This window comes from Streptococcus suis (assembly GCF_046032535.1).
In the GTDB taxonomy this organism is placed as follows: domain Bacteria; phylum Bacillota; class Bacilli; order Lactobacillales; family Streptococcaceae; genus Streptococcus; species Streptococcus suis_AK.
Genome location: NZ_JARQPL010000004.1, coordinates 12153 through 37748 on the forward strand (window position 1 = coordinate 12153; position 25596 = coordinate 37748).

General features: G+C 41.6%; 19 protein-coding genes. 1 reads left to right on the forward strand and 18 read right to left on the reverse strand.

The window, feature by feature from the left end:
• Window positions 1–138 precede the first annotated feature (138 nt).
• The 18 genes from P7J58_RS02205 to adhE all read right to left on the reverse strand — a co-directional run bounded on the left by P7J58_RS02205 (window position 139) and on the right by adhE (window position 24105).
• Window positions 139–1389 (reverse strand): GHKL domain-containing protein, encoded by a 1251-nt coding sequence (locus P7J58_RS02205; protein ID WP_408555578.1) that lies wholly within the window; start codon window positions 1387–1389, stop codon window positions 139–141.
• Window positions 1386–2114, reverse strand: a complete 729-nt coding sequence (locus tag P7J58_RS02210) for a LytR/AlgR family response regulator transcription factor (RefSeq protein WP_408555577.1) — start codon at window positions 2112–2114, stop codon at window positions 1386–1388. Before P7J58_RS02210 ends, P7J58_RS02205 begins: the two co-directional genes overlap by 4 nt.
• 37 nt (window positions 2115–2151) lie before the next feature.
• Window positions 2152–2904: a hypothetical protein gene (locus P7J58_RS02215; protein WP_408555576.1), complete on the reverse strand. Its 753-nt coding sequence runs from the start codon at window positions 2902–2904 to the stop codon at window positions 2152–2154.
• 4 nt (window positions 2905–2908) lie between these two features.
• On the reverse strand, window positions 2909–3775 hold the full coding sequence (locus P7J58_RS02220; protein ID WP_408555575.1) for an ABC transporter ATP-binding protein: 867 nt from the start codon (window positions 3773–3775) through the stop codon (window positions 2909–2911).
• Between the two features lie 339 nt (window positions 3776–4114).
• Window positions 4115–5212, reverse strand: a complete 1098-nt coding sequence (gene fni / locus P7J58_RS02225) for a type 2 isopentenyl-diphosphate Delta-isomerase (protein WP_408555574.1) — start codon at window positions 5210–5212, stop codon at window positions 4115–4117.
• Window positions 5213–5222: 10 nt separating this feature from the next.
• The gene (locus tag P7J58_RS02230) at window positions 5223–6302 is read right to left on the reverse strand and encodes a phosphomevalonate kinase (RefSeq protein WP_408555573.1); all 1080 of its coding nucleotides are present in this window, start codon (window positions 6300–6302) and stop codon (window positions 5223–5225) included.
• A gap of 1 nt (window position 6303) precedes the next feature.
• Window positions 6304–7329, reverse strand: a complete 1026-nt coding sequence (mvaD, locus tag P7J58_RS02235) for a diphosphomevalonate decarboxylase (protein WP_408555572.1) — start codon at window positions 7327–7329, stop codon at window positions 6304–6306.
• The gene (gene mvk / locus P7J58_RS02240; protein ID WP_408555571.1) at window positions 7322–8257 is read right to left on the reverse strand and encodes a mevalonate kinase; all 936 of its coding nucleotides are present in this window, start codon (window positions 8255–8257) and stop codon (window positions 7322–7324) included. The genes mvaD and mvk overlap by 8 nt, the downstream gene beginning before the upstream one ends.
• Window positions 8258–8803: 546 nt before the next feature.
• Window positions 8804–9679: a helix-turn-helix transcriptional regulator gene (locus P7J58_RS02245; RefSeq protein ID WP_408555570.1), complete on the reverse strand. Its 876-nt coding sequence runs from the start codon at window positions 9677–9679 to the stop codon at window positions 8804–8806.
• 15 nt (window positions 9680–9694) lie between these two features.
• Window positions 9695–11341: an ATP-binding cassette domain-containing protein gene (locus tag P7J58_RS02250; protein WP_408555569.1), complete on the reverse strand. Its 1647-nt coding sequence runs from the start codon at window positions 11339–11341 to the stop codon at window positions 9695–9697.
• Between the two features lie 658 nt (window positions 11342–11999).
• Window positions 12000–13277: an MATE family efflux transporter gene (locus tag P7J58_RS02255; protein ID WP_408555568.1), complete on the reverse strand. Its 1278-nt coding sequence runs from the start codon at window positions 13275–13277 to the stop codon at window positions 12000–12002.
• Between the two features lie 5 nt (window positions 13278–13282).
• On the reverse strand, window positions 13283–14710 hold the full coding sequence (locus P7J58_RS02260; protein ID WP_029187017.1) for an ABC transporter ATP-binding protein: 1428 nt from the start codon (window positions 14708–14710) through the stop codon (window positions 13283–13285).
• Window positions 14674–15333, reverse strand: coding sequence for an energy-coupling factor transporter transmembrane component T (locus P7J58_RS02265; RefSeq protein ID WP_408555567.1), 660 nt, complete (start codon window positions 15331–15333; stop codon window positions 14674–14676). The genes P7J58_RS02260 and P7J58_RS02265 overlap by 37 nt, the downstream gene beginning before the upstream one ends.
• Complete coding sequence (locus tag P7J58_RS02270) at window positions 15333–15923, reverse strand: MptD family putative ECF transporter S component (protein WP_205031357.1); 591 nt, start codon at window positions 15921–15923, stop codon at window positions 15333–15335. Before P7J58_RS02270 ends, P7J58_RS02265 begins: the two co-directional genes overlap by 1 nt.
• A complete protein-coding gene (locus P7J58_RS02275) occupies window positions 15924–17585 on the reverse strand; it encodes an ABC transporter ATP-binding protein (RefSeq protein ID WP_408555566.1) in 1662 nt (553 codons plus the stop codon).
• Window positions 17578–19335, reverse strand: coding sequence for an ABC transporter ATP-binding protein/permease (locus P7J58_RS02280; protein ID WP_408555565.1), 1758 nt, complete (start codon window positions 19333–19335; stop codon window positions 17578–17580). The genes P7J58_RS02275 and P7J58_RS02280 overlap by 8 nt, the downstream gene beginning before the upstream one ends.
• Before the next feature lie 128 nt (window positions 19336–19463).
• The gene (gene thrC, locus P7J58_RS02285) at window positions 19464–20948 is read right to left on the reverse strand and encodes a threonine synthase (protein ID WP_408555564.1); all 1485 of its coding nucleotides are present in this window, start codon (window positions 20946–20948) and stop codon (window positions 19464–19466) included.
• A gap of 505 nt (window positions 20949–21453) precedes the next feature.
• Window positions 21454–24105 (reverse strand): bifunctional acetaldehyde-CoA/alcohol dehydrogenase, encoded by a 2652-nt coding sequence (gene adhE, locus P7J58_RS02290; RefSeq protein WP_014637416.1) that lies wholly within the window; start codon window positions 24103–24105, stop codon window positions 21454–21456.
• A 445-nt stretch (window positions 24106–24550) separates the two neighbouring features.
• Between adhE and adhP the strand changes: the two genes are divergently transcribed.
• Window positions 24551–25576: an alcohol dehydrogenase AdhP gene (gene adhP / locus P7J58_RS02295; protein ID WP_024380130.1), complete on the forward strand. Its 1026-nt coding sequence runs from the start codon at window positions 24551–24553 to the stop codon at window positions 25574–25576.
• Window positions 25577–25596: the final 20 nt, after the last annotated feature.

Genomic DNA, 25596 nt, shown 5'->3' on the forward strand with positions numbered 1-25596 from the left:
CTCTATTTCTTAATTTGTTTTACAAGAATGATTATAGACCTCTGACAGAAAAATCTGAATGACAGTTGGCGACTCGTGTTTACCAATTTACGCCAAAGATAAAAACTCCCCAATCCGAAGATGAGAGAGTCCAATCTACTAGTATGGCACTGGAATGACAACTAATACAATAAATTGATTTGATTTAACACTAATATTTAGATGTCCTTTCAATTTCGTAACCCTATCATAAATACTTTTTATTCCTATACCTTGTCTATCTGGCGATTTGATAGATTTCATACCATCATAATGAATAGCCACATTAGTTTCTTTGATAGAATTAGCTATTTTAAAAACCAATTTGTTATGCTTAAAGCGTAATACTATGTCAATTGGGGTCTTTAAGCCGTTACGTCCAATTTCTTCTATAGCATTATCAAGAATATTCCCAAGAATAGCACACAAATCAATAGCAATAGTACTTAAATCTAAATTATACGGAACTTGTAAATCTAAATTATATAGGATATCATCTTTTTTCATCTTAGATATTTTTTGATTTAATATTGCATCAATAGGGATACATCCTGTAATTTTACGATTAAATACTTCCTGTCCCAATATCTCTTGAGTTATTGTTTGGATGGTCTCACAATCGTTATTATCAGCATAAAAATCAATTGAAGAAATAATATTTTTCAAATCGTGTCTAAGGATGGCTAACTCATTTTCTTGCTTTATAATCTCACTCGTCATGTTATTTTCATCAGAAGCTATTTTGTTTTTGATAATATTGTAGTTTTTTTCACTCAAGTAATTATAAAGTACAATTATAACAATATTAATTAACCACAAACAGCTGTCAAATAAGAGAACTTTACCTAGAGATAGCGGTACTTTATATAATAGTAAGGCAATCGAAATAAAAGGAGTGACTGAAAGAATACCATATTCTATTTTGTTCAGACCTATTAAATTGTCTACTTTGAATCGTCTCAATCCTAATACAAATAGCAGAGTCAGCACCATCAGGAAAAATTGAACAAAGAAGATAGCAAATGTTTTAGTTTGTGGTGCATGGTTAAATAGTAAAACAACAATATCTTCTTGAATCAATAACCAAAAAATCAGAAATAAGAAATGAAATATTTTTTTTACTATATCTCCAGATAAAAAGAAGAAGAGAATCAAAAAAGTGAAGAACAGGGAAAAAATTTTCAAATCAATAAAGGTATTCTGATTAACAATTATTGACGTCCTGCCAATAAAATAGATGAATACAATAAAGCAATAGAATCTCAGTTTAGGAATTCTGATAACAAAAAAATGCTGTAAATAGATCCAAATTATAAAGCTTTGAAATAAAAAAAGAGAGAGGAGACCAGTCGTTTTAAATAAACCAATCATAATCCAAAACTCCTCTCAATAAACTGATTATAGGCTGTAACTACCACTTTCTTTCGACTCCTACTGATAGCGATACAATTACCATTTACCATTGTTACTTCATTTCTATTAAAAGATGCAACATAATCTAAATTAATTATTGTGCCACTATTAACTCTAACGAAATGTGTTTGAGGCAACCCTTCTTCAATTGCCGATATCTTCCCATAAAATGACACACCACTATCATCAGCCAATTCAAGGTGGATTTTTCGACCAAATTCAGAATATAAGCAGACAATATTATCTAAAATCACTTGAAAATGTTCCTTACCTACTTGATAAAATAAGAATTTTTGTTTAGCAGTCAATTCTACAAGAACATCCTTAAGAACAGCTCTCAGTTTCTCAATAGATACAGGTTTTATTAGATAACGAAAAGGAGAGACTTCAAAACTTTCTAAGGCATATTGTTCATAACTTGTAACATAGATTAAGATAAAATTCCGATCAATATCCCTCAATAGTTTTGCAGTCTCAATCCCATCAATTCCTTCCATTTCAATATCCAAAAACACCAAGTGATAACTATCCTTCTGAGTCCTCATCGCTTTCACTAGACGCTCCCCTTTATAATAACCATCAATCTCATATTGAATGTGGCTCTCATCAAAACACTTCGAAATTTGAGTCTCCAAATGACTAACCTGTAAGCTATCATCATCACAAATTGCTATTCTATACATCTATTTCTATAAATTCCTTTTTGGAATATTATATCACTCACAATGCTTTCTTTTCAAATCCTTTCATGGTAGCAATCAATAATAATATACACATCAAAAAATAACTTAACAAATGAGCAATAGACAAACTAATTGTAAATTGATAATTAGGTACAACAAAAAAATATCCAGGAATAAATTTAGAAATAACAGTAACATACGACAACAGTTGACATAAAAAATAGACACCTAAACTTATAAATGCAGCTACTATCGCTGAAACATGTAGTGATAAATAAAAAGCAACGCTAGCAAGCAAAATAATAAAACCTAAATTTACCAAACTAATGACTATTGACTGTACATTCGTAGCATGTAATTCCAAAAAATTCTCATAGCCATATTCACTTCTAGATACAAAACAAATATAAGTGGCTAGTGATGATAAGCAGTTCAGTACATACAAAAATAAGATTGATAAGATGACAACTATATATTTAGAAATAATCAATGTTTTCCTACTAGATACTCGGTTTACTTCTAGTAAAATTTGCCCACCTTGGATTTCTCCTCCTAAAATAAAGGAAGAAGTATACAAAATTAACAATAAGGGAATGGTTAAGATTAGTAAGAACGTCCACATCGTCGTGATAAAGGTAACTAAATCTAATTTAGCACCGATTTTCACAAAATCCCAATGTAAGAAAACACCCAATCCGTAAACTAAGGACCATAAGGATAACACTGCTAATACGATAAAATTTTTCCGTTTCAGTAATTTATAGAGTTCTGCTAAAATAATAGATTTCATGATTTTACCCCCTAAATAATTCCTCGATAGAATCTTTTATTGTGATATCTTTGATTTCACCGTTATACTTGTAAATAAGTTTTAAAATTGAATTTAGCGTTGACACATCCTGCGGTAGAATTATCTGATTTTCTTTTATATCGACTAAAACTTTCAAACATTCCTCTAGCTCTGGCACTACATGATCCAAGGTTATAATCATTTTATTTTCTCCCAGTTTAGAATGCATTTCAACACGCTTTTCATTTATAAATAAGAAATAATCACAAATTTCTTCAATTTCGTGTAACTGATGTGATGAGATTAGTATTGTAACCCCCTTTTCTTGACGTAGCTTTACAATATAATCTAGAAGAATCCTAACTCCTGCGGGATCCAAACCAACAAATGGTTCATCTAAAATCAAAAATTCAGGATCATCCAACAATGCTAAAGCCAAACCCAATCTCTGTTTCATACCAAATGAATAAGATTTTACTGGTTTTTTACTATTATCTAAACCAACAAATTTTAACAACCCATCAATTCGGTCATCTAAATCTTTTTCACTGAATGTTGAAGAGTACATAGAGAACAATTTTAAATTATCATATGCAGAGAAATCTTCAAACAACCTACAATCTAGGAGGAAACCAATTTTATTCAATGCCTTTCTTTTAGTATGATAATTCGAATCCCCTTCAAATTGAATATCACCTTCAGTTCGTGATGTGAGACCCAATATCATCTTCATAAGAGTAGTCTTCCCACATCCATTTTTTCCAATCAAGCCAACTATATCTCCTGATTGGATGTCAAAATTGATATTAGTTAACACTTCTTGTGAACCAAACGATTTACTTAAATGACATGCACTTAGTATCTTATCCATAAGTAATACCTCCGCTAGTTTCAGTATGCACTAAATAATTATCGAACTAAATCTTTTCAAAAGAGATTCATCTAAATTATAAGAAATCATTATGATATTTTTTGAATACAAAAATTTATAATCTATTACTTTTGAAGATTGTTCATCTAAAGTAAGCTCAACTTCATCAAGTTGATGTTTCTAGTATAGCCCAAATAAGCAAAACAAAAGCTCTTTTGTACTAATTTGTATGTTTACTTGTAGTATCTGGTAATTCATTCTTTTACTCACATTATTGATTATTTGATTGGGGATTCTCCCCAATCAAATCAAAAAACTCGCTTTCGCGAGTTTGATTGTTTATTTTACCAATTGCGACCGATTGGCATAGGCTTTCCAGTCAATCCCACGCGCTTCGCACCAGTTTTGTACATTTGGAGCCAAGACCAAATCTTTCTGACGGAGTTCCGCAATGTTTTTAGCCCCCAACATGGTCATGATTTCAGCCATCTGCCATTGATAAGTCTTAATAGCCTGCAAGCCGTCGTCAAAACGATGCCCCTTACCATCCTTGACATACTGGAGGAAATGGTTGGACATACCAACAAGGTCTGCACCGAGGGCCAATGATTTGACAATATCTAGTGGCGTCTTAATACCACCAGATGCAATCAGACTTGGACGAACTTCTTCAGGGACAGACATGGCTTCCACCAAGGATGTCACAGTTGACTGCCCCCAACCCTCTAAATAGGCATAATCATTAAAGGTACGACGGGCATTTTCAATCTTGGCGAAATCCGTCCCCCCAGTACCAGACACATCAATGGTCTTGACACCGACAGAAGCCAGTTGGGCCACTGTTTCACGGCTCATACCAAAACCAACTTCCTTGACAATGACAGGTACTTCCATCTCCCGCACCAAGGTTTCAATATTCTTCAACCACATGGTAAAGTCACGGTCTCCCTCAGGCATGACAATCTCCTGGGGTGCATTGACATGGATTTGGATGGCATTGGCCTCCAACAAATCCACCGCCCGTTTGGCGTTCTCAACACTATGATGGGCACCTAGATTGGCAAAAATAATGCCATAAGGATTTTCCCGACGCATAACAGAGAAGGTTTCCGCAACAGACGGATCCTTGATCGCCGCACTTACCGAACCTGAAGCCAGAGCAATCTTCCCAAAATGCCCCATAATTCCCAACAGACGATTGATTTCCCGCGTCTTCTTGCTTCCACCGGTCATGGCATTGATAAAGAAAGGAAAGGCAAAGTCCAAACCAGCTACACTGGTCGAAATATCCACTTCATCTACCTTGGTCTGAGGTAGGGAATGATGGACAAACAAGGTCTCCGTAAAGTCCTTGGCCGGTGTGGCACTGTATTGCTGGTTGGCCAAGCCAACGTGTTGATCCTTGCGGTCTAAACCAAATTCTCCTAGATAAAACATAGGGTTCTCCTTATTCTCTACTTGTGATCTTTAGTTGGAGTGGAAGAATGCCGGCTTGTTGCCAAGCCTTCTCAATCGCTACTTTTTGTTCCGTACTGTCTACCAAGCAAATGCCGCAGTCACCACCACCTGCACCAGATGATTTGGCCACCGCTCCATAAGTCTGGGCCAGGTCACAGAGTTGGCTCAGTTGAGGCGTTTCAATGACCAAGCCCATTCCTCTCGCAAAGTCTCGTAAGAGCTTGCGGTTCTGAGAAATGGCCTGTCTTACTGACGCTGAGTCATTTGTCTGGCAAGCTAATATCATCTGCTCTACACAGGTCTTGGAGTCGGCTAGAAACTGGCTATGAATGTGCTCTTTTTCTGCCTGACTTTTTTGGCTTTCCATCTGGGAAACCAATCGGTCTGTCGAAGCCGCCGACCCTGTCCAGCCAACCAAGAGTTCTAAGCCTTCTGGTAGCTGGATAGGGCTGATGGACAAACCCTGCCAATCACTTTCCACCAAATCAAGCAGAGACAGCTCTGCCATTTTCCCTAAAAGCCAAGAACGGTCCAAGGAATGATAGGCGATCAAGCCACCAAAACTGGAAGCCGCCAAGTCACCGAAGGAACCCGTCATGCCTAGCTTGGCCTGAACCAAGGCTGCCAGCTTGTAGGTCAGCAGGGCATCTGGTCGGTGACCGTAGTAGGTCAGCAGGGCCTTGACCGTCGCTACCGTCACTGCCCCTGACGAGCCCAAGCCATACTTGGCACCTGAAGTCTGGTCATCCAAATCAGATTGGACCACTAAGCTGTAGGTTGCTTGACAGGACTGACCTTTGGCTATCAAATAGGCTTCTGTTACCTGCATGGCAGTCTCAATCAGAGCATAAGGATGGTTCCCTTGGACATGAACGACACCTTCCTGACGTTCCCAGGTCAGATAGAGGTCTGCTTGCTGGCTGGAATGAAGAAGACCGTGGTCACTTGGTTCAATGGTGACAGTCAGGTATTGGTCAAGGGCCGCAATCACTGCGGGATAGCCTGCCTCGACGACTGCATATTCCCCTGCTAGAAAGAGTTTTCCAGGTATCTTTACTTGTACTTTCATGCTACAAGCCCTTTTCAAACGCTACTTGCGAGACCTGCCACTCGTCTTCGCTGAGGACGTAGGCCGCAGGACCAGGCTTGCTGGTAATGATTTTCTCTCTTGGGAAGACTTTGGCCAATGCAGCTACTAGCTCATCCATTTGACTTGCTCGGCAGAGGACCTTGACATTTGGTCCTGCATCCATGGTCATGTAGGCTGATAAGCCACTTGCCTCACGAACCTGACGGACTGCCTCTTGAGCCACTAGGCTATCGGCTGACCAGTAGGTAAATGGCGGATTGGCAGACAAAGTCGTTGCGTGCATTTTCATACCATTGTGCTCTGTGATTTGACCAAGTTTTTCAAAATCACGGTTGCCAATGGCTGCCTTGATGTCCACCAAGTCTTGTTTGGCGGTTTCTACCCAGGCTGTGTAAAATGGTGAGGTAGCAACCGTGTGGTCCATTCCCTCTCGACTGGCAATCTTCTTCGGTCCAGTATTGACAGCTAAGACGACCATGGCAATATCCCAATCGGCATCGTCAATGGGATGGGCCATAGAATCTTCCGAACCCGTTCCCATATCCCACTCGACAAATCCACCGAATAGGCTACGAGTGCTTGAGCCAGAACCCCTGCGTGCAAGGGTGGATAGGGTGGCAGGCGACAAATCTAAATCCAAGGCAGTTGCGGTTGCAAGTGCAAGTGCTGCGAAGGCTGATGCTGAGCTGGCCAAACCAGCCGCAGTCGGAACAAAATTTAGACTTTCCACTCGGGCAAATGCCCTTTCACCTATATATTCGCAAAACAAATCCAAAAATCGAGAAATTTTTAAAATTTCTTTTTCTTTTTGTAAGATTCCGTTGAGATAGAACTCATCCGCAGTTAATTCTGGGTCAAAAACGACCTTGGTATCGGTATAAAATGCGTCAAGGGTCAGGGATAAACTGGAATTCATAGGTAGGAATAATTCCTTATCGCGTTTTCCCCAGTATTTAATCAAGGCAATATTGGTATGGGCACGGGCAATGCCTGTTTGTTTAGTCATTGGTTTCTCCTAAGTACTGTATCCAGGTTTGGCGGGCGCCAGCTTGGTCAAGGATCTGTGCAAGTTTTTGGGCATCCTGGGCTGTTCTGGCTAGGGCAATCATGCAACCGCCTCGGCCACCACCGGTTAATTTGGCTCCGAGGGCTCCATTTTCTTGGGCAAGGCTGACTAGCTTATCCAGGCTGGGATCAGACACGCCTAATTCTTGCAGGAGGGCATGAGCTTGGTTCATTCTGCTGCCTAGAAGCTCTGCCTGGTCTGTGGCTAAATCTTCCTTGGCCTGTCGGGTCAAGTTACCCAGTTCTTCTACTAGCTTGATAGCCTCTGGCTTTTTCTCCAACAAATCCGCCACGTCTGAAATGGCTTCTAGGGTATTTCCCGTCACGCCTGTATCTGCCACTACCAAGTGGGCACGGAGTTTCAGCTCCAAGGGTTCGATGGGCTGGTGCTTGATAAAGAAGACGGGGGACTTGCCGCTGGTGGTCGCCGCATCAATGCCTGATGGATTGCCGTGAGCAATTTTTTCCGAAGACTGGACGATGTCCCAGAGTTCGCTGTCGGTCAGTTCTTTTTCATAGTAGGCAAAGAGGGCGCGTGCCACTGCAACTGCCACGGCTGCACTGGAGCCCATGCCGCGCTCGGCGGGAATGGTGGAACTAATCTCAATATGAATAGCTGGATCTGTCGGTGCACCAATACGATAGAGCGAAAAGCGAATGGCATGCTTGAGGCTTTCCCAGATTTTGGGCATCTTGTGAACCAGTCCTTCATAGAAGTCACAGGCTACACTAAGTGCCTGACCTTGGGCAGTCACCTGGGCTGTAATTTCCACAGCAGAAAATGGCATGGCAATTGCAGGCTGGCCATAAACCACCGCATGTTCACCCATCAAAATGATTTTCCCATTTGCTTTTCCTACTACCGACATACTTTTCTCCTTATACAATCACTACCATTATACCATTTTTGCCCGAGAATAGAAGACACGAAAACAGCCGACCACAGCCGACTGTCCTCTAGGAGATTATATGAAAAAGAAATTCGCTATTTCTAGCTTGGATATAGTATAAATCTTTGAACTTAAACAAAACTGAAAGTTTTCTTAGACTTTTCTAAAACGATTTCTCATACTTATTTACTTAAAACTTAACACGAAAACAGCCGACCGCAAAATGAGGCTGGATATTCCTCTTTACTTAAAGTTTCAAGGCTCAAATTTCTTATAGTCCACTGAACTGTAAAATTCATACAATTTTTATATTATCGAATCTAAAAAGTTGAATACAACCTAGAAACTCGGAACTGTTAGTACTTCTCATCTTTTTATACCAATCAAAAACACCTAATTCCGAATTATTCTGAGGAATTTAGGTGTTTTATCATTATCTAAACTGATTCCAAATTTTAACTTAGTATTACTGGTGGAATCTTATCTCCAAATAAAATCACATATGTAAGCAATAATACACTAAATTTAATTAATTTCTTTTTCATCTTGCGACTCCTGTTCCAATAAATCTATAAAGAATGACTGAGCTAAATTTTTTAAGAGCTCATCGCCTTCTAAGTCATAAACAACTATTGATTTTTTGACCATATCAATTGCTTCTGAAATAATGGAGCGTTTTGCTAATATGTTGGCTCTCATTAACAAAGTATTGCCTAACATAAATAAAGTATTTCGGCTCTTTAATATTTCTAGTGATTCTGCATTATAAACCAAGGCTTTTTCAAACTTGTTACACAGGTACAAAATTCTAGAATATCCGTATTGAAATAATACTTTCAACTCCCAATCATTTGACTCATGATAGTGATGAATAAGACTTTCATATTGGTTCATTGATGCTACATACTCTTCTAACTCCGAATATATTCCTGCAATAGCAATACCAACTCGTAAAAATAGATTAGCATTTTCAACCAAAGTAGGCAGCAACCCTTCCAAAATCTCTAAAGCCTCATTTGACTTTTTGTATTTCCCAAATAACAATACCCCATTAAGGTATTGTATATATGGCATTTGAATCGGAGATACAGAATCTTTTGAAATAAATTGTAAAAAGTATTCCAATGTATCATACTCTCTTCGGTAAAGAATGGATTTCAATTCATCCGTAAGAATAGATTCTTCTGTACTCTTCTTTAGTTGAAACAATTCCAATATCACACTAGAATCAATGTCTAATTTTTTGACGAGCTTAAAAAATAATTCGACTGATGGAGAAACTTCAGCTTTTTCAATTTTACTAATAACTGCTTGAGCACAAATACCCTCAGACAGTTCTTTTTGACTAAATCCTTTCTCCAAACGCGTCCGCTTAATAAGACTAGCAATTTTTTCTTTCACAATTCACATTCCAATTCATAGTATTTTCTCTATTGTACCACTATTCGGTTGAATTTCCCATATTTCATCGTATAGGCCTAAATCCGACTCTGAATAGTGATGAGCAACCTCAAAGATTGTAATTGGTAAATTGGCAAGTTTTTTACGAATGAGGGCTGAGGATTTTTTATCAATTGCCGACGTCCCCTCATCAACCAATAAAATTTTCTTATTATGAAGAAGGGCTCTGGCAATCTCAATACGTTGTTTTTGTCCTCCTGATAACTGCGCCCCATTTTCACCATAATATTTCTCTAAACAATCCTCACCTAGCTCTTCTACCAACCCCAGTTCTGAAAGCAAAGCTAACAACTCCTCCTCACGGACTAACTCAAGCTCCATTAGGAGATTCTCTTTTAAGCTTGCCTCAAAATAGTAGGGTGATTGTTGGATTCTTGCCATTTGAATGCTAGGATTACTTATTTTTTTCTGATGATTTAATACAGATATTTCCCCTTCCAACGGTTGCAGTACACCCTGTATGCTATCTAGTAAGGTCGTTTTTCCACTTCCTGAAGCTCCTCTAATAAGTATTTTACGACCATACGGGACTGTAGCATTAAAATTTTTGATAATTGCTGCTCCATGTCCAATGGCTACTCCTGAAAAATGAATCTCAGGCGTCAATATTGATTCATCAATATGATTTTCAGACACTTCCTGTTGCTGAGAATCCTGTAACATTTTCTCTAATTTTTTTCGAGTTGGCTCCGTTGATTGTATCATTCGTAAATAGTTCGAAACATTTCTAAATGGATAGATAACACGGTCACTGGCTAAAAATAAAGCGATAACAATACTAGCATCTAGTTTCCCTTGGGTTACAAATACTAGTGCAACAGTTATTGGAACAATATAACTTAACCACGATAGCATGGAAGAAACGAGATTAACTATGCTGTGTTTATTATTTAATGCCTCATTACTATTTTCTAAGTCATTGACAACTGTTTCAGCCATCCCTAAAAATTTACGATTCGCACTATATGTCCATAGAACCGAAAAACCTTGAAAAATATCTTTTATGCTACGAATAAATTTCTCATTCGACTTTGTAAAGTGCTCTGTTGCTGTTCCTAGATATTTGCTAAATAGTATTGCTGGCAACATTGGAAGAAATGAGAAAATAATAAATAATACAGAAATTGCAGGACTTAGATAGATAAGATATATCAATGAAACTGCCCCTAGAAGACTGTAGTATAAGCAATCAAAAAGGACGGAAAAATATTTATCTTCTACTAATTTTAAATCTACTGTTAATACCGCAAGAGACTCTGTAACATCTAATGCATTTCCCTTATTTCCAAGATAGTTTAACAGTTCCATCTTATACTTTTTATGCAGATTTTTTAGTAAATCGTTTTTTATTATTGAAACAAATAAATCTGATAATTGAATCAATAAATAGAACAATATACTGCAACCGGCGAATAGTAAAACATCTTTTACAGTTGATTCCGAGCTAAATTGGCTAACTCTCGAAATAACCTGAGACATAATAATCCCGTCAAAACTCGCTCCTACCAACGCAAGTAAGAGTAAACATATTTTAAACTTAGGCAATATTCTCCATACCTGTTTTAATCTCATAACCCATTCTCCATTTTCTAAAGATTTCATCAAGTAAATATAAAGCAAATTCTGAGGGTGCTGTTTGCACACCTTGCTTATATTTTACGTATCTATATAAGACGAGTATAGAATACTTTTCCAGAAAAATCAATTACTTTTTTGTTTATTTTATAATTTTTATAATATTTTTGAATTATATTCTGTTTTAGAGTGTCTTTTTACTAAAAATCTATCTAAAGAGAAAAATTCACTTTACAGATTTAACTAGATATAAAAAGTCTGAAAATGATTTTAGTTGAAAAAGTCTGTTAACAAAGATAGGGACACCTTTAGGTGAAAATATGGACGAATATAACTAAGCAAACTTCCAAAATGCGCCGAAACACGAAAACAGTCGACTGCAGTCGACTGTTCTCTAGAGATTATGTGATACCTAGCTCTTTGCCGCTTGCGACTTAGAGATGGGGACACCTTTAGGTGAAAAGATGGACGAATATAAACTAAACAAACTTCCAAAATATGCCGAAACACGAAAACAGCCGACCACAGCCGACTGTCCTCTGGAGATTATATGATACCTAGCTCTTTGTCGCTTGCGACTTAGAGATAGGGACACCTTTAGGTGAAAAGAATTTCGCTATTTCTAGCTTGAATATAGTATATAGCTACAAACTTAAAAGAAACTAAAAGTTTTCTTAGCCTTATCTTAAATTGATTCTTGTTTTGAATACCTATACTGAAAAAATAGCACCCCTGCTCGGAAGGCATTATCTAAAATCGTTGCAATCCAAATGGCTGACAAACCGATTTTAAAAAATGTTACAAGTAAATAAGCTATGCCAATCCGCACTAGCCACATATCGATAGTTGTGGCATAAAAGGGTAATCTAGCATTTCCCAAACCTTGCCAAAGAGCTGTCATAATAAGAGTGCCTGCTGTAAAGGGAACTCCCAACATGGCATAAAATAATACTGTTTGACTAGCTTGTACCGCTTGAATATCCTTAGTATAAAGACTGATTAGGAAAGGCCCCGCAAAATAAGTCACACCAGCCACCAAAAACATAAACAGCAAAGAGAGGCCAAAGCTTGTTCGAAAAATATGTCGAACCATAGCCTTATCCTGTCTGTGTTTTGCTGTAAGGATGATTGTAGCGGTAGCAATCCCTAAAGCCGGCATATAGTTAAACTGTGTCAGGGTTTCTCCAATCGCATTTCCAGCTACCATCGCTGTTCCTAAGCTGGTAATCAAAGCCACGACTATCACATCTCCCACCCGCATCATCAACCGTTCACCAGTTGCTGGCAGGGCAAGTCTAAGCAGTTCTTTATCAAAGGACCAGGTCCATGGTTTTAAAGAAATTGGTAAGCGAGACCAAAGCAGGCTACAACCAATCAACCGCGATAATACCGTGCCAATCGCAACTCCAGCTACACCTGCATGAAGCACAAAGACTGCAAATGCTGAAAATAGTGCATTTAGAACGTTTGAGAGCAGGCTGATATACATAGGAAAACGTGGTTCCCCCAAGGTTCGTAAGATTGCACTCAAACTTGTCATGAGTCCCAAAAAAGGTGCTCCCCCACCAACCAATATCAAATAAAGACCTCCAGCCTGTACCACTTCTGACTCTGCCCCCAAGCTAGTAAGTACTATTGGACCTGCCAGAACTGAAAAAATTCCTAAAAGGAGACCGATAAAAACTGTAAACTTGACACTTTCACTAGCAGTTCCTCCAATGCCTTCTGAACCCCCTTCACCCAAAGACTGAGCCAAACGAGAAGACACCGCTGCTGCTAGGGCAATAAAAACCGCCTGATAGACGGCTAAAATATTATTAGCAAGGGAAACTCCAGACAAAGCTACGATGCCAATACTGGCTACTAGATAAGAGTCTACTACTCCCATTAACATCTGGAGAAGGTTTTCCCCCATGGCTGGAAAGGCAATGGTTAAAATTTCTTTATAGGTTTGTTTGTTCATAATCACTATTTCAACTGTTTAATATCTACTATTTTATCACAAACCAGATTCAATAGCTCTTCATCGTGAGAAATTAACAAAACCAACTTATTCTTCATTTTTAAGTCTACTAAAGCGGAAGCAACTTGCTGCATTCGTCTCAAATCCAAACCGCTCGTCGGTTCATCAAAAATGAAAATTTCCTTATCTGCCAGTAAGCTGGCCACTATCATCACGCGCTGTTGTTCACCACCCGATAAACTAACCGGATGCCTCTCCAACAACTCCGATAGACCAAAACGAGCTACCAAATGTTCATCGACAGCTCTATTTTTCCTTCCAAGAGTAAGTTCTCGCTTAACATTTTCCGCAAATAGTTGGAGTCGAACATCCTGCATAACAAAAGCTGTTTTTTCCAATCTCTGGCGACCAGACAAGGTTTGACCTTGCCAAGAAATCCTACTCTTCTTATCTTCCGCTAAACCGACCAGATAACGAGCAAGGCTTGTTTTTCCAGAACCATTCGATCCAACCAAACCCACCACCTGTCCTGGTGCCAAGCAAAGTTTTTCAATCTCATAGAGAGTATTCTCTTTCTGACTTACCGATAAATTTTCAACAAGTAACCCCTCTTTATCATTAACAAACTGGTCCGCCAGCTCCGCTATTGCCCGCCCATAAGGCTCCGAGTCATAACAACGCAGTCCCATATCCTGACGGCATTCTTCTGTCCGACTTAAAAACTCATCTGCTAGATAATCCGTCACCACTTGCCCATCTTGAAAATATAAATAGCGATCTGCCAACTGACTGAGATAAGACAGTCTATGCTCGGCAATAATGATGGTCTTTCCTTGGCTTTTTAAAGTTTTCAAGATGTCCTGTACAATCGCAATCCCTTCCTGATCTAGGTTGGCAGTCGGCTCATCTAAAACCAAGACACCTGTCCCTTGCATAGCTGCAACGGCCAAGGCTAGACGTTGTTGCTGACCACCTGATAGACTGGAAATCGTTCGCTGGCTAAGAGAAGCCAAACCAAATAATTCCATAACCCAAGCCAGGCGATTCTCGATTTCTTCTCTTGACAAACCCTGATTTTCACAAGGGAAAACCAATTCCTGCAAGACCTGACTATGAAAAAATTGAGTAGACGGATGCTGAAAGACTGAAGCAATGTGCCGAGATGTTTCTTCCAGACTAGATTTTTGTAAATCCAAGTCCCCTAAGAAAATTTGTCCCGAAAGCTGAGCAGGATAATATTCTGGCGTCAAACCATTCAGTACCTTGAGAAAACTAGACTTCCCAGAGCCACTCTGCCCACATAAAACAACACACTGGCCTTCTGGAATGGTCAAATCCTCTATCTGCAAGGCTGGTTTATCTGCCCCTGAATAAGTTAATGCTACATTTTTTACCGTCACAGCCGGACGAGAATCAGAAAACCGAGACAACATAAGCAAAGACTCCAATCTAGCACGGTCCAAGACGACCGAATATATGCAGGTGATTTTGTAGATACAGCCAAACCTTTTGTCAGACTGGCTACTGTCAATTCCTGAGCTGTTCGCAAGAGAGACATCATCAAGGGAACCAAGAAAAACTCCATGTACTGGAGTGGCTTACAAACCACATCTCTCTTCCGTAAAAAAATTCCTCTAACCTTCAAAGAGGCACAAATCGTACGAGCATCCTGTTTAATGGCAGGTAGGAAACGAAACATTACTCCCAACGTCAAAAGAAATACCTCTGGCAGGTGCCATTTCCGTAAGCCATGAATGAGTTCGTAACCACTTGTCGTCATCAGCAATAGATGTCCTGCCAAAAGCGGAGGCCATGTATAGGTCAATACAAGCAACAAATGCGTCAGCCATGCTGGAAAAAATGTAATATAGGATAACAGACAAAAAATAGAATAGGCTATCGGACTCATTATAGCCATTTTCCGCTTTCCAGAAAACCAGAAAAGCAGGCTCAGTCCACAGACCAAGACTGCATTTTCCAGTCCGCTCAGCCGCATTCCATAAGTCAGACTGGTGAACACGACCAAGAGAATTTTACTGCGTGCATCTAATTTCATCAGACCAAACCTGAACGGTCAAAATAGCGTTTGACCATATATTGTCCAAAAAGGCCGCTCAGACTAGCTGCCAAGATAATGGTAAAAGATAACCAGAGGACATTTCCCGGTGTAAAGTCTAGCATAACACGAGCCACATATTCAGCCGACTTACCACGCGCCAAGAGATTGGCCTCATAAGCATCTCGCATGAGCCACATGAGAATAATGGGCCCCAAATTGCCAAAAGAGAAGACCGCAAAACTCAGGAGGTTGCTCCATTTGTTCTTATAAGCACCCAGCTTGGCCACCCAATCCCCCAGCAAGCCAAAGGTTAAACTAGGCAGAAAGGCCGCTGTCATATAGCCTGACAGGAAAAAGAAGCAGGCCATGACAGCACCGACCAGACTGATAGAGCCAAACTTGCCAACCTTGGCAATCAAGAGCATATAAACCGGACCAGCCAAGAGTGCCGCAAAAGCCGGAGCGTACATCATATTGCCTGACCGGTCAAAAAAGACACCAATCAAGGTCCCCAGACCCACACACAGAAAATACAAACCAGCAAAAGCCCCCGTCACCATGAGGTCCTTCATTTTTAATTGTTTCATTTATCGTTCCTTTACTAATTGTCCGTCTTCCAAGCGGAAGATTCTATCCGCACAAGCCATGGTTGAGCTTCTATGGGAAATCAAGAAGACCATGCCCTGACAGTGTGCCTTGACCAGCTGGATAAAACGAGCTTCATTGAGCGAATCCAAGTTACTGGTCGGCTCATCAAAGATATAGCAGTCTGCATTTTTGAGCAGGGCCCGCATGAGTTCCAAGCGTTGTCCTTCTCCTGCTGAAAAGTCACTGGCTTCTACAATCGTATCCAAGCCCTGCGGTGCTGCTAAAATCCGTTCTTTCATATGGCATTTTTCTGCCAAGTCCATAATGGTTTCATCCGACACATCCGTCCGACCCAAGAGGAGATTTTCTCGAATGGTCTGGCGGAAGATTTGCGGTACCTGAGGCACATAGGCAAAGGAGCCTTGTAAATGTGCCTTGTCCACCTTCCGACTATCCAAGCCAGACAGGTTGATTTGACCTTGCTGCCAGTCATACCACCGCATAATTAGTTTCATCAAAGTGGATTTTCCTGCACCAGACTCACCGACCAGACCGATGATGCCTCCCTGTTCAAACTGAACAGACAGGTTGCGATAAAGCCCTGTTTCTCGCTCATCATAGTCGAAGTCAACTTGCTCAATAGCAATATCCGTCACGCTGACCTCAACCAAGTCACCTGTTCGCTCTGCTTCTTTTTCATCCAAAAGAGCATAGATGTTCCGACCAGCATTCATAGCCCGCTTGAAACCAAGAGGCAGACGGCTGAGCTCCAAGAAGGGAGCAAAGGAACTGGTAAAGGACACCAGAAGGGCTACTCCCGTCGCTAAGTCCAAGCTCTGACTGCCGACCAAGTCAAAAGTCAGCCAGGCAAAGCCCATGATAGACAGGCCTACCACCAAAAAGGAAACAGCATACTGCATAAAGTTGGTCTGGGCAACCTTTCGCTCCTGACCATTGACCTCTTGACTTTTCTGTGTCAGATTGGCAAACCGAGCATCTGTCTGCTGGAACTGCATCAGGTCCTTCATGCTTTTGAGACTTTCGATAAAGTAGAAAACATAGCCCTTACGGCTAGCATTTTGTTCCTTGAGCAAGGGTTCCAGCTGCTTGGCAAACTGATTTGGAATAGCAATTGCCAACAGAGCATAGGTCACTAGAGCCAAGAGGGACAAGCCCCAGCTGGATAGCGCAAAATAGACCGTCAAACCAAGAGCCACTAGAATCCCTGTACAAATGGGAGCAATGGTATGGGCAAAGAAAACCTCCAAGGCCTCAATGTCCTCCCCAATCATCTTAAGCAGGCTACCACTGTCCTGTCGGTCCAATTTCCCAGGAGCCAAGGCCCGCAGTTTTGCGAAAATCAAACGACGATAGGCCGCCAGCGTATGAAAGGCCACATAATGACCAAAGTAATGCTCACCGTAGCGGAAGGCACCACGGAAAAGCGCTAGGAGAATGAGTATTCCCAAGGTCCATAGCGGAGCAGGATTGCCAGTAAGGGCATCAAAAGCCAGATAGACCAGCGTAACTGGAATAGCAATGGTCACCACCTGTCCCAAGACCGCAAAGCAAACCGCCACCGCAATCCGTGGCAAGAGGTGCTTCATGGACTGCAAGAGTCTCGGAATCAGCACACTTGTTGGCATTTCTTTCTTATCCATAAACTGCTTCCTCCAATTCTCTTTGTTGATCGACCAGCTGACCATAGGCCCAGCTAGTCTGATAAAGCGTAGCATGATTGCCTGTCACAGCCCCCTCCGCAGACAGGAAGAGGATGTCATCTGCCTGCTCCACTTGTTTCATCTTATGTGTAATAATAATCACAATCGCATCCTTGGCCACCAAGTTAATGAGGTCGTAAATCAAGCCTTCATTGTCCTGATCGACGCTGGACGTCACCTCGTCAAAGATATAGAGCGAGCGTTTGGCCAAGACCGCACGGGCACAGATAACCTGCTGGCGTTGACCAGGCGACAAGAAAGCACCGTCATCACCCACAATCGTATCCAAACCGTCTGGCAAATTCTTGACAAACCGCAAGACCCCATGCTGATCTGCCCAAGCCAAGATGTCCTCCTTGGACCAGTCACAAGCCATCCGCAAGTTATCATAGATAGACTGGTTGAGTAGGGTTGACTGGCCCGATACATAGAGGACCTGCTCATTCAGAGACAACTGGCTAACAGTCGAAATCTCCTGCTCACCCAAGAAAATAGCTCCCTTATCCGCCCGCAAGCGTCCCAAGAGCAGCTGGGCCAAGGTCGTTTTCCCCTGCCCTGACTCACCGGCCAAGGCATAGACCTTTCCAGCCGTCATGGTCATGGAAATATCTTCTAGGACTGGCTTTTCTCCGTAGGCAAAGGCCAGATTTTCCAGTTTCAGACTGTCAAAAGCAGGCACATGGGCAGCATCGATTTCCTGCTCCGCTGTCATGCTGTCCAAGAAACCAAAAATGCGATCCGCCATCTTGGTATTCATCATAACCAAGTGCATACCGTAGCCCTGCTCCCGTATGGGTGCAAAAAACTCCGTCGCAATGAGGACAAAGAAAAGCATACTAAAGAGGGAGAGATTACCTGCCGCTAGGCTATTAACCGCCACAAAACCAGACAAGCCAATCCCCAGATACATGACCGCATCCATGTAGCCCACCGCTTGCAACTGAAAGCTGAGTAGCTCCATGGTCGCATCGCGGAAGTCTTCAGCCTGCTCATTAAAGGTCTTTTCATAAGTCGCATCTGCCTGATAGGAATAGAGGGTGTTGAGACCATTGAGGTCATCCAGGAAAAGATTGCCCACATCCATGTAGGAACCCCAATAGCGATTCATGATCCGCTTGGACCGCTTCTGCATAGCGATAATGGAAATGGGAATTAGGGGCAAGGCCAAGATGAAAATGACCGCACCCAGCGGGAAAATCAGAAAAACCAGCAAAAGAACCGTCGCACAGTTGAACTGGGTCCGCAAGGAAGAAGCCATGTAATAAGAATAGTAGGTATCCAGACTATCAATCCCCTGGGAAGCGATGTTAAAGACATCCGCCGCTGTCGCTTTTGACTCAAACTGACCGTCCTTGGCCAAGAGAGCCTCGAAGAAGGACTGTTTGAGCGAATCCCGAGCAAACTGGGAACCCAAGCCCTGCAAACGCTTAGCAATCAAAGCCGCACCATAACCAAAGGCATTGAGACCTAGCAAGATGAGGACAAACCGTACTAAATCAACCTGTCCGCCCTCATAGTAGGTCACAAAACCCTTAGCAATCAGGTAGAAGGAAATAATCCGCATCAAAAATTGCACCCAGGATAGAAAGGCCGCCAAATAGACCAGCTTCATCTTGGGCTTGATGCGTTCTTTGAGCCGCTTCAAGAGGGCTTTTTTCTTTTCACGAGAAATTTTTTCTTCTTGTGCCATTGTTTACCTCTCTAAAACATATTCCATTATAGTATATCATTCTTTGAATTATCTGTAAATTTTAATTTAAACAACAAAAAGAAAACAAACTGTTCAAAATGAGCAGTTTGTCATAAAATGAATCGAAATTAAACACCCAAATAGCGTTCTACCTCAGCCTGCATAGCTGCTGCTGCAACAACGGTAGTGTGGCGGACAGGTGCTGTTTCCAAGCCGTCCACAGCTGGTGGCAGGGCTACACCTGAAATCTCATGCAGTTTGGCAAGGGCTTCAAAGTCAGTCAAGCCTGACTGGCCTGTCACCGCTTCAACCGCAACTACTGGGAACTTGTACGGACTTGCTGTAGAAGCAATCACAGTCGGAGTTTGGTCCCCCGTTTGCTCCACATACTGTTTATAGACAGCTGAGGCAACAGCCGTATGTGGATCTTCAATGTAGTCTGACTCGTCATAGACACGCTTGATTTCCGCAGCAGTTTCTTCTTCTGTCGCAAAGGCGGCAGCAAAGAGAGAGAGGATATCCGCGTCAGCCCCTTGAATGTCATACTGACCAGATGTGTTCAAGGCTTCCATCAACTCAGCTGTTTTTGCAGCGTCATTGCCAAAGAGGTGGAAAATCAACCGCTCCAAGTTCGAGGACACCAAGATGTCCATGGACGGACTGGTGGTCACGCGGAAGGTACGGTTCTTGTCGTAAACGCCTGTCGAGAAGAAGTCGGTTAGGACATTGTTGTCGTTGGACGCACAGATGAGCTTGCCAACTGGCAAGCCAATCTGCTTAGCGTAGTAAGCCGCCAAGATGTTACCGAAGTTACCTGTCGGAACGGTGAAGTTGACCTTGTCTCCTGCCTTAATCTCGCCAGTCTTAACCAGCTGAGCGTAGGCATAGACATAATAAACAATCTGTGGCACCAAGCGGCCGATGTTCATGGAGTTGGCTGATGAAAACTGGAGCTTCTTCGCCGCCAACTTGGCACGAAGAGCCTCATCGTTGAACATGTGCTTGACGTTGGTTTGGGCGTCGTCAAAGTTTCCGTCAATGGCCACCACGTGGGTATTAGCCCCCGTCTGCGTAGTCATCTGCAATTCCTGGACCTTAGACACCCCGTCGCGTGGATAGAAGACAATGATTTGCGTGCCAGGAACGTCTGCAAAACCAGCCATGGCTGCCTTGCCCGTATCGCCTGAAGTCGCAGTCAAGATGACAATCTCATTTTCCAAACCGTGCTTTTTAGCCGCAGTCGTCATCAGGTAAGGCAGGATAGACAGTGCCATATCCTTAAAGGCAATGGTTGAACCTCGGAAGAGCTCTAGGTTGTATTGACCTTTTAGCTTAACCACTGGGGCAATAGCTGGTGTGTCAAACTTGCTATCGTAGGCATTGTTGATACAGTAGTCCAGTTCATCTGCCGTGAAATCATCCAAGAAAGCTGACAAAATCAGTTTGGCAACTTCTTGATAAGAAGCGTCTTTGAGAACTGAAAAATCCAAGTCAACTGTTGGAATAGAAATCGGTGTAAACAAGCCACCGTCAGTCGCCAAGCCCTGCAAAATCGCCTGACTAGCCGATACGGTATTTTTGGCATCGCGTGTTGATTGATATACTAATGTCATGGTATCCCTCATAAAAAATCTATTTTTTCTATTTTACCATAAATTGACAGAAAATTGTGAAAGATAGATAGAAAAGTCTCTTTTTCTCGGCTAAACCCTAACTTTCCAACCACTTTCACTTTTTACAGAATCTCCACCATTATTTCTAAACAAACAATCCCCTATTTTTCAATAGAGGATTGTCTTACGATATTTGGAGGCAATTTACCTATAAATCGTACTCCATTCAACTGAGTAGGATACGATTTGCTACTCCTACCTAGACTTTTTCTAGTCCTAAGTCTTTCTAGGCAGATTGACGAAACTACCCAAACCATCAAGAGATGATTTTCTAAACGAGACAAGACGAACGACCGAAATAATTCTAGTCCTAAGTCTTTCTAGGCAGATTGACGAAACTACCCAAACCATCAAGGAATGATTTTCTAAACGAGACAAGGCAAAGCGACGTAGGCATAACTAAAGTTAGGCAAGGAGCTTTAACGATGTATCGTGACGAAAATCCTTACTTGATGCGACCTGGACGTTCTTTGTAACCGTAGTAAGCATCTTCGATGATTTCTTGCATGTGGTCAACCATTGCTAGACGTGGGTTAGCTGGGGTACATTGATCTTCGTAGGCAAGAAGAGCCAATTCGCGAGAGTGTTCTTTGAGTTCTTTCTCGTCGATACCTTGTGCTTTCAAGTTCATTTGGATACCGATGCGTTCACCGAGGTCGTAAACTGCTTGTGCGTATGCTGCAACAGCTTCTTCTGGTGTTGAGCATGGCAAGCCTAGAAGACGAGCGATGTCTTGGTATTTTTCATCTGCTTTATAGTAGTTGTACTTAGGCCATGTAGCTGTCTTAGCTGGACGAGTACCGTTGTAGCGGATAACGTATGGAAGCAAGATAGCGTTTGTACGACCGTGAACAGTATGGAAACGTCCACCAATCTTATGAGCCATTGAGTGAGAAATACCTAGGAATGCGTTGGCGAAGGCCATACCTGCCATAGTGGATGCGTTGTGCATTTTCTCACGTGATACAAAGTCAGCATTCTTCACTGAGCTTTCAAGGTTTTCAAATACTAGTTTGATAGCTTGAAGTGCTAAACCATCTGTAAAGTCGTTTGCTACTGTTGAAACGTATGCTTCTGTAGCGTGAGTCAATACGTCCATACCAGTATCTGCTGTAACGTGTGCAGGTACTGTCAATACGAGTGCTGGGTCAACGATTGCCACAGTTGGTGTCAATGAGTAGTCAGCGATCGGGTATTTACGGTTGTTTGCTTTATCAGAGATTACGGCGAACGGTGTTACTTCTGAACCTGTACCTGATGTTGTTGGAATCGCGATAAACTTAGATTTCTTACCAAGTTCTGGGAACTTGAAGGCACGTTTACGGATATCCATGAATTTTTGAACTAGGTCATGGAAATCAACTGTTGGTTGTTCGTAGAAGAGCCACATAACTTTGGCAGCATCCATTGGTGAACCACCACCGAGTGCGATGATTGTATCTGGTTTGAAGGTACGCATCAATTCTGTACCTTTATAAACCGTTGTGATGTCTGGATCTGGCTCAACGTCTGAGAAGATTTGATAAACAACTTTATTACGACGAAGGTCCAATTGTTCGATGATACGATCTAGGAATCCAAGTTCTACCATGGCACGGTCTGTAACGATCATGACACGTTCAACGTCACGGCATTTTTGGAGATATTGGATAGAGTCACGTTCGAAGTATGTTTTAGAAGGAACTTTAAACCATTGCATATTATTTCTACGTCTTCCTACTTTCTTGATGTTGAGCAAGTTCATAGCACTTACGTTATCACTGATTGAGTTGCGTCCGTAAGAACCACAACCAAGTGTCAATGATGGCAAGAATGCGTTGTAAACATCACCGATACCACCGAAAGTAGATGGAGAGTTCCAAATAACACGGATAGCACGTACGATTGTACCAAACTCTTTCGCCAATTCTGCGTCTTCCGTATGAATAGCTGCAGAGTGACCGAGACCGTGGAATTCAACCATTTGGCGAGCTGCTTCAAGACCTTCTGCACGACCATCAACTTTCAAGACGGCAATAACAGGTGACAATTTCTCACGAGTCAATGGTTCTTTTTCACCGATTTCAGCAACCTCAGCTGCCAAGATGTTTGTACCTTCTGGTACTGAGAAACCAGCTTGTTCAGCAATCCATGCAGCTGGACGACCAACGATGTCTGCGTTCAATTTACCTTCAGCACAGTTTTTGCTGTTAGCTTTCACACCGAAGCAGTATTCTTCAAGAAGAGCTTTTTCTTTCTTATTAACGAAATAAGTTTTGTAAGATTTGAATTCTGCTACAAACTCATCGTAAACTTCTTTATCAATGATAACTGCTTGTTCTGACGCACAGACCATACCGTTGTCAAATGACTTAGACATAACGATGTCATGTGCTGCCTGACGAATATTTGCTGATTTTTCAACATAGGCTGGAACGTTACCTGCACCTACACCAAGGGCAGGTTTACCACAAGAGTAAGCTGCACGCACCATTGCGTTACCACCAGTTGCAAGGATTGTTGCAATACCATCATGTTTCATCAACTCAGACGTTGCTTCCATAGATGGTTTTGTAATCCACTGGATACAGTTTTCAGGGGCACCAGCTGCCACAGCTGCTTCATAGACAACACGAGCTGCGTGTGCTGATGATTCCTGTGCAGATGGGTGGAAGGCAAAGACAATTGGATTACGTGTTTTAAGTGCAATCAATGATTTAAAGATTGCTGTAGAAGTTGGGTTTGTTGTTGGTGTGATACCACAAACAACACCGACCGGCTCAGCAATCAAAGTCAAACCTGTCACTTCATCTTCTTCGATAACACCAACAGTTTTCGTGTGGCGCATGTTATTGACAACGTGCTCACAGGCAAACAAGTTCTTAGTAGCCTTGTCTTCGAATACACCACGCTTGGTTTCTTCAAAGGCGTGCATTGCCAATTCACCGTGTTTATCAAGGGCTGCAACCGAAGCTTTCGCTACAATATAGTCTACTTCTTCTTGACCAAGTTTACGGAACTCATCAAGAGCAACCAAACCTTTTTGAACAAGCTCATCGACGTGCTTGCGCGCTTCTACCAACTTTTCTTCTGGTGATACTACTTTTTTATCAGCCATTGTGTTCCTCCAAATATACTCGCTAACTATTTGTTAACTTTTTCACAATGTTATTCTACTATTTTTTATTTTATTTGTAAAGAGAAATTGTTAATTTTTTCACATTTTTTCTGTTTTGTTTTGGAAAGCGCTTACTTTTTCCTGCTTTCAGAAAACATTCAGATTTGTTTCTGCTTTGTTTGGTCGAAAAATACATAAAGTAAGACAAATCTTTATCATTTATTCTTTCTCTAACATTTACGATACTAGTTTATCAAGAAAACGCTTCCATGTAAATAGATTTTTTTGAAAAAGTTTGGATAAATTTCTGGTTTTTTCCATTTATAGATATTAATTTAAATCTATTGATATACTTGCTTTATTTTTGTTTTTGTGATATTATTAACAAGAAAATATCTATATTAACACATTCAAAAAATGTGCTACAATAAATAGGAGGTCTGCCATGAAAGCAGTTGTTGTTAATCCAGAATCTACTGGTGTTGTCGTTGTTGAAAAAGAACTTCGTCCACTTGAAGCTGGCGAAGCTTTGGTCCAAATTGAGTACTGTGGTGTTTGTCATACTGACCTCCACGTTGCCAATGGTGATTTTGGTAAGGTTCCTGGTCGCGTTCTTGGTCACGAAGGTATCGGTATCGTGACTGAAATTGCTCCTGATGTGACCAGCTTGAAGGTCGGCGACCGTGTCAGCGTTGCTTGGTTCTTCCAAGGCTGTGGTATGTGTGAATATTGTACAACCGGTCGCGAAACTCTCTGCCGTACTGTAAAAAATGCAGGCTACTCTGTTGACGGTGGTATGGCTGAGCAATGTATTGTAACAGCAGACTATGCAGTAAAAGTTCCAGAAGGTCTTGATCCAGCTCAAGCAAGTTCTATCACTTGTGCTGGCGTTACTTGCTACAAAGCGATTAAAGAAGCTCACTTGGAACCAGGTCAATGGATCGCTATCTATGGTGCTGGCGGACTCGGAAACCTTGCTGTACAATACGCTAAAAAAGTGTTCAATGCCCACGTTATTGCTGTAGATATCAATAATGATAAATTGGAATTAGCCAAGGAAGTCGGTGCAGATGTCATCATCAATGGTCTTGAAGTGGAAGACGTGCCTGGCTATATCAAGGAAGTAACTGGTGGCGGTGCTCACTCAACTGTCGTAACGGCTGTTTCTAAGGTTGCCTTCAACCAGGCTATTGACAGCGTTCGTGCAGGTGGCTACGTAGTTGCAGTCGGCCTTCCATCTGAATATATGGATCTCAGCATTGTGAAAACTGTACTAGATGGTATCAAGGTTGTCGGCTCTCTGGTTGGTACTCGTAAAGACCTAGAAGAGGCCTTCCACTTCGGTGCTATGGGACTAGTTGTTCCAGTCGTTCAAAAACGTCCAGTCGAAGATGCCGAAGCAGTCTTTGATGAAATGGCTGCAGGTACTATCCAAGGCCGTATGGTACTTGACTTCTGCCACTCACACTAATGCGTTCTCCACTATTTTCA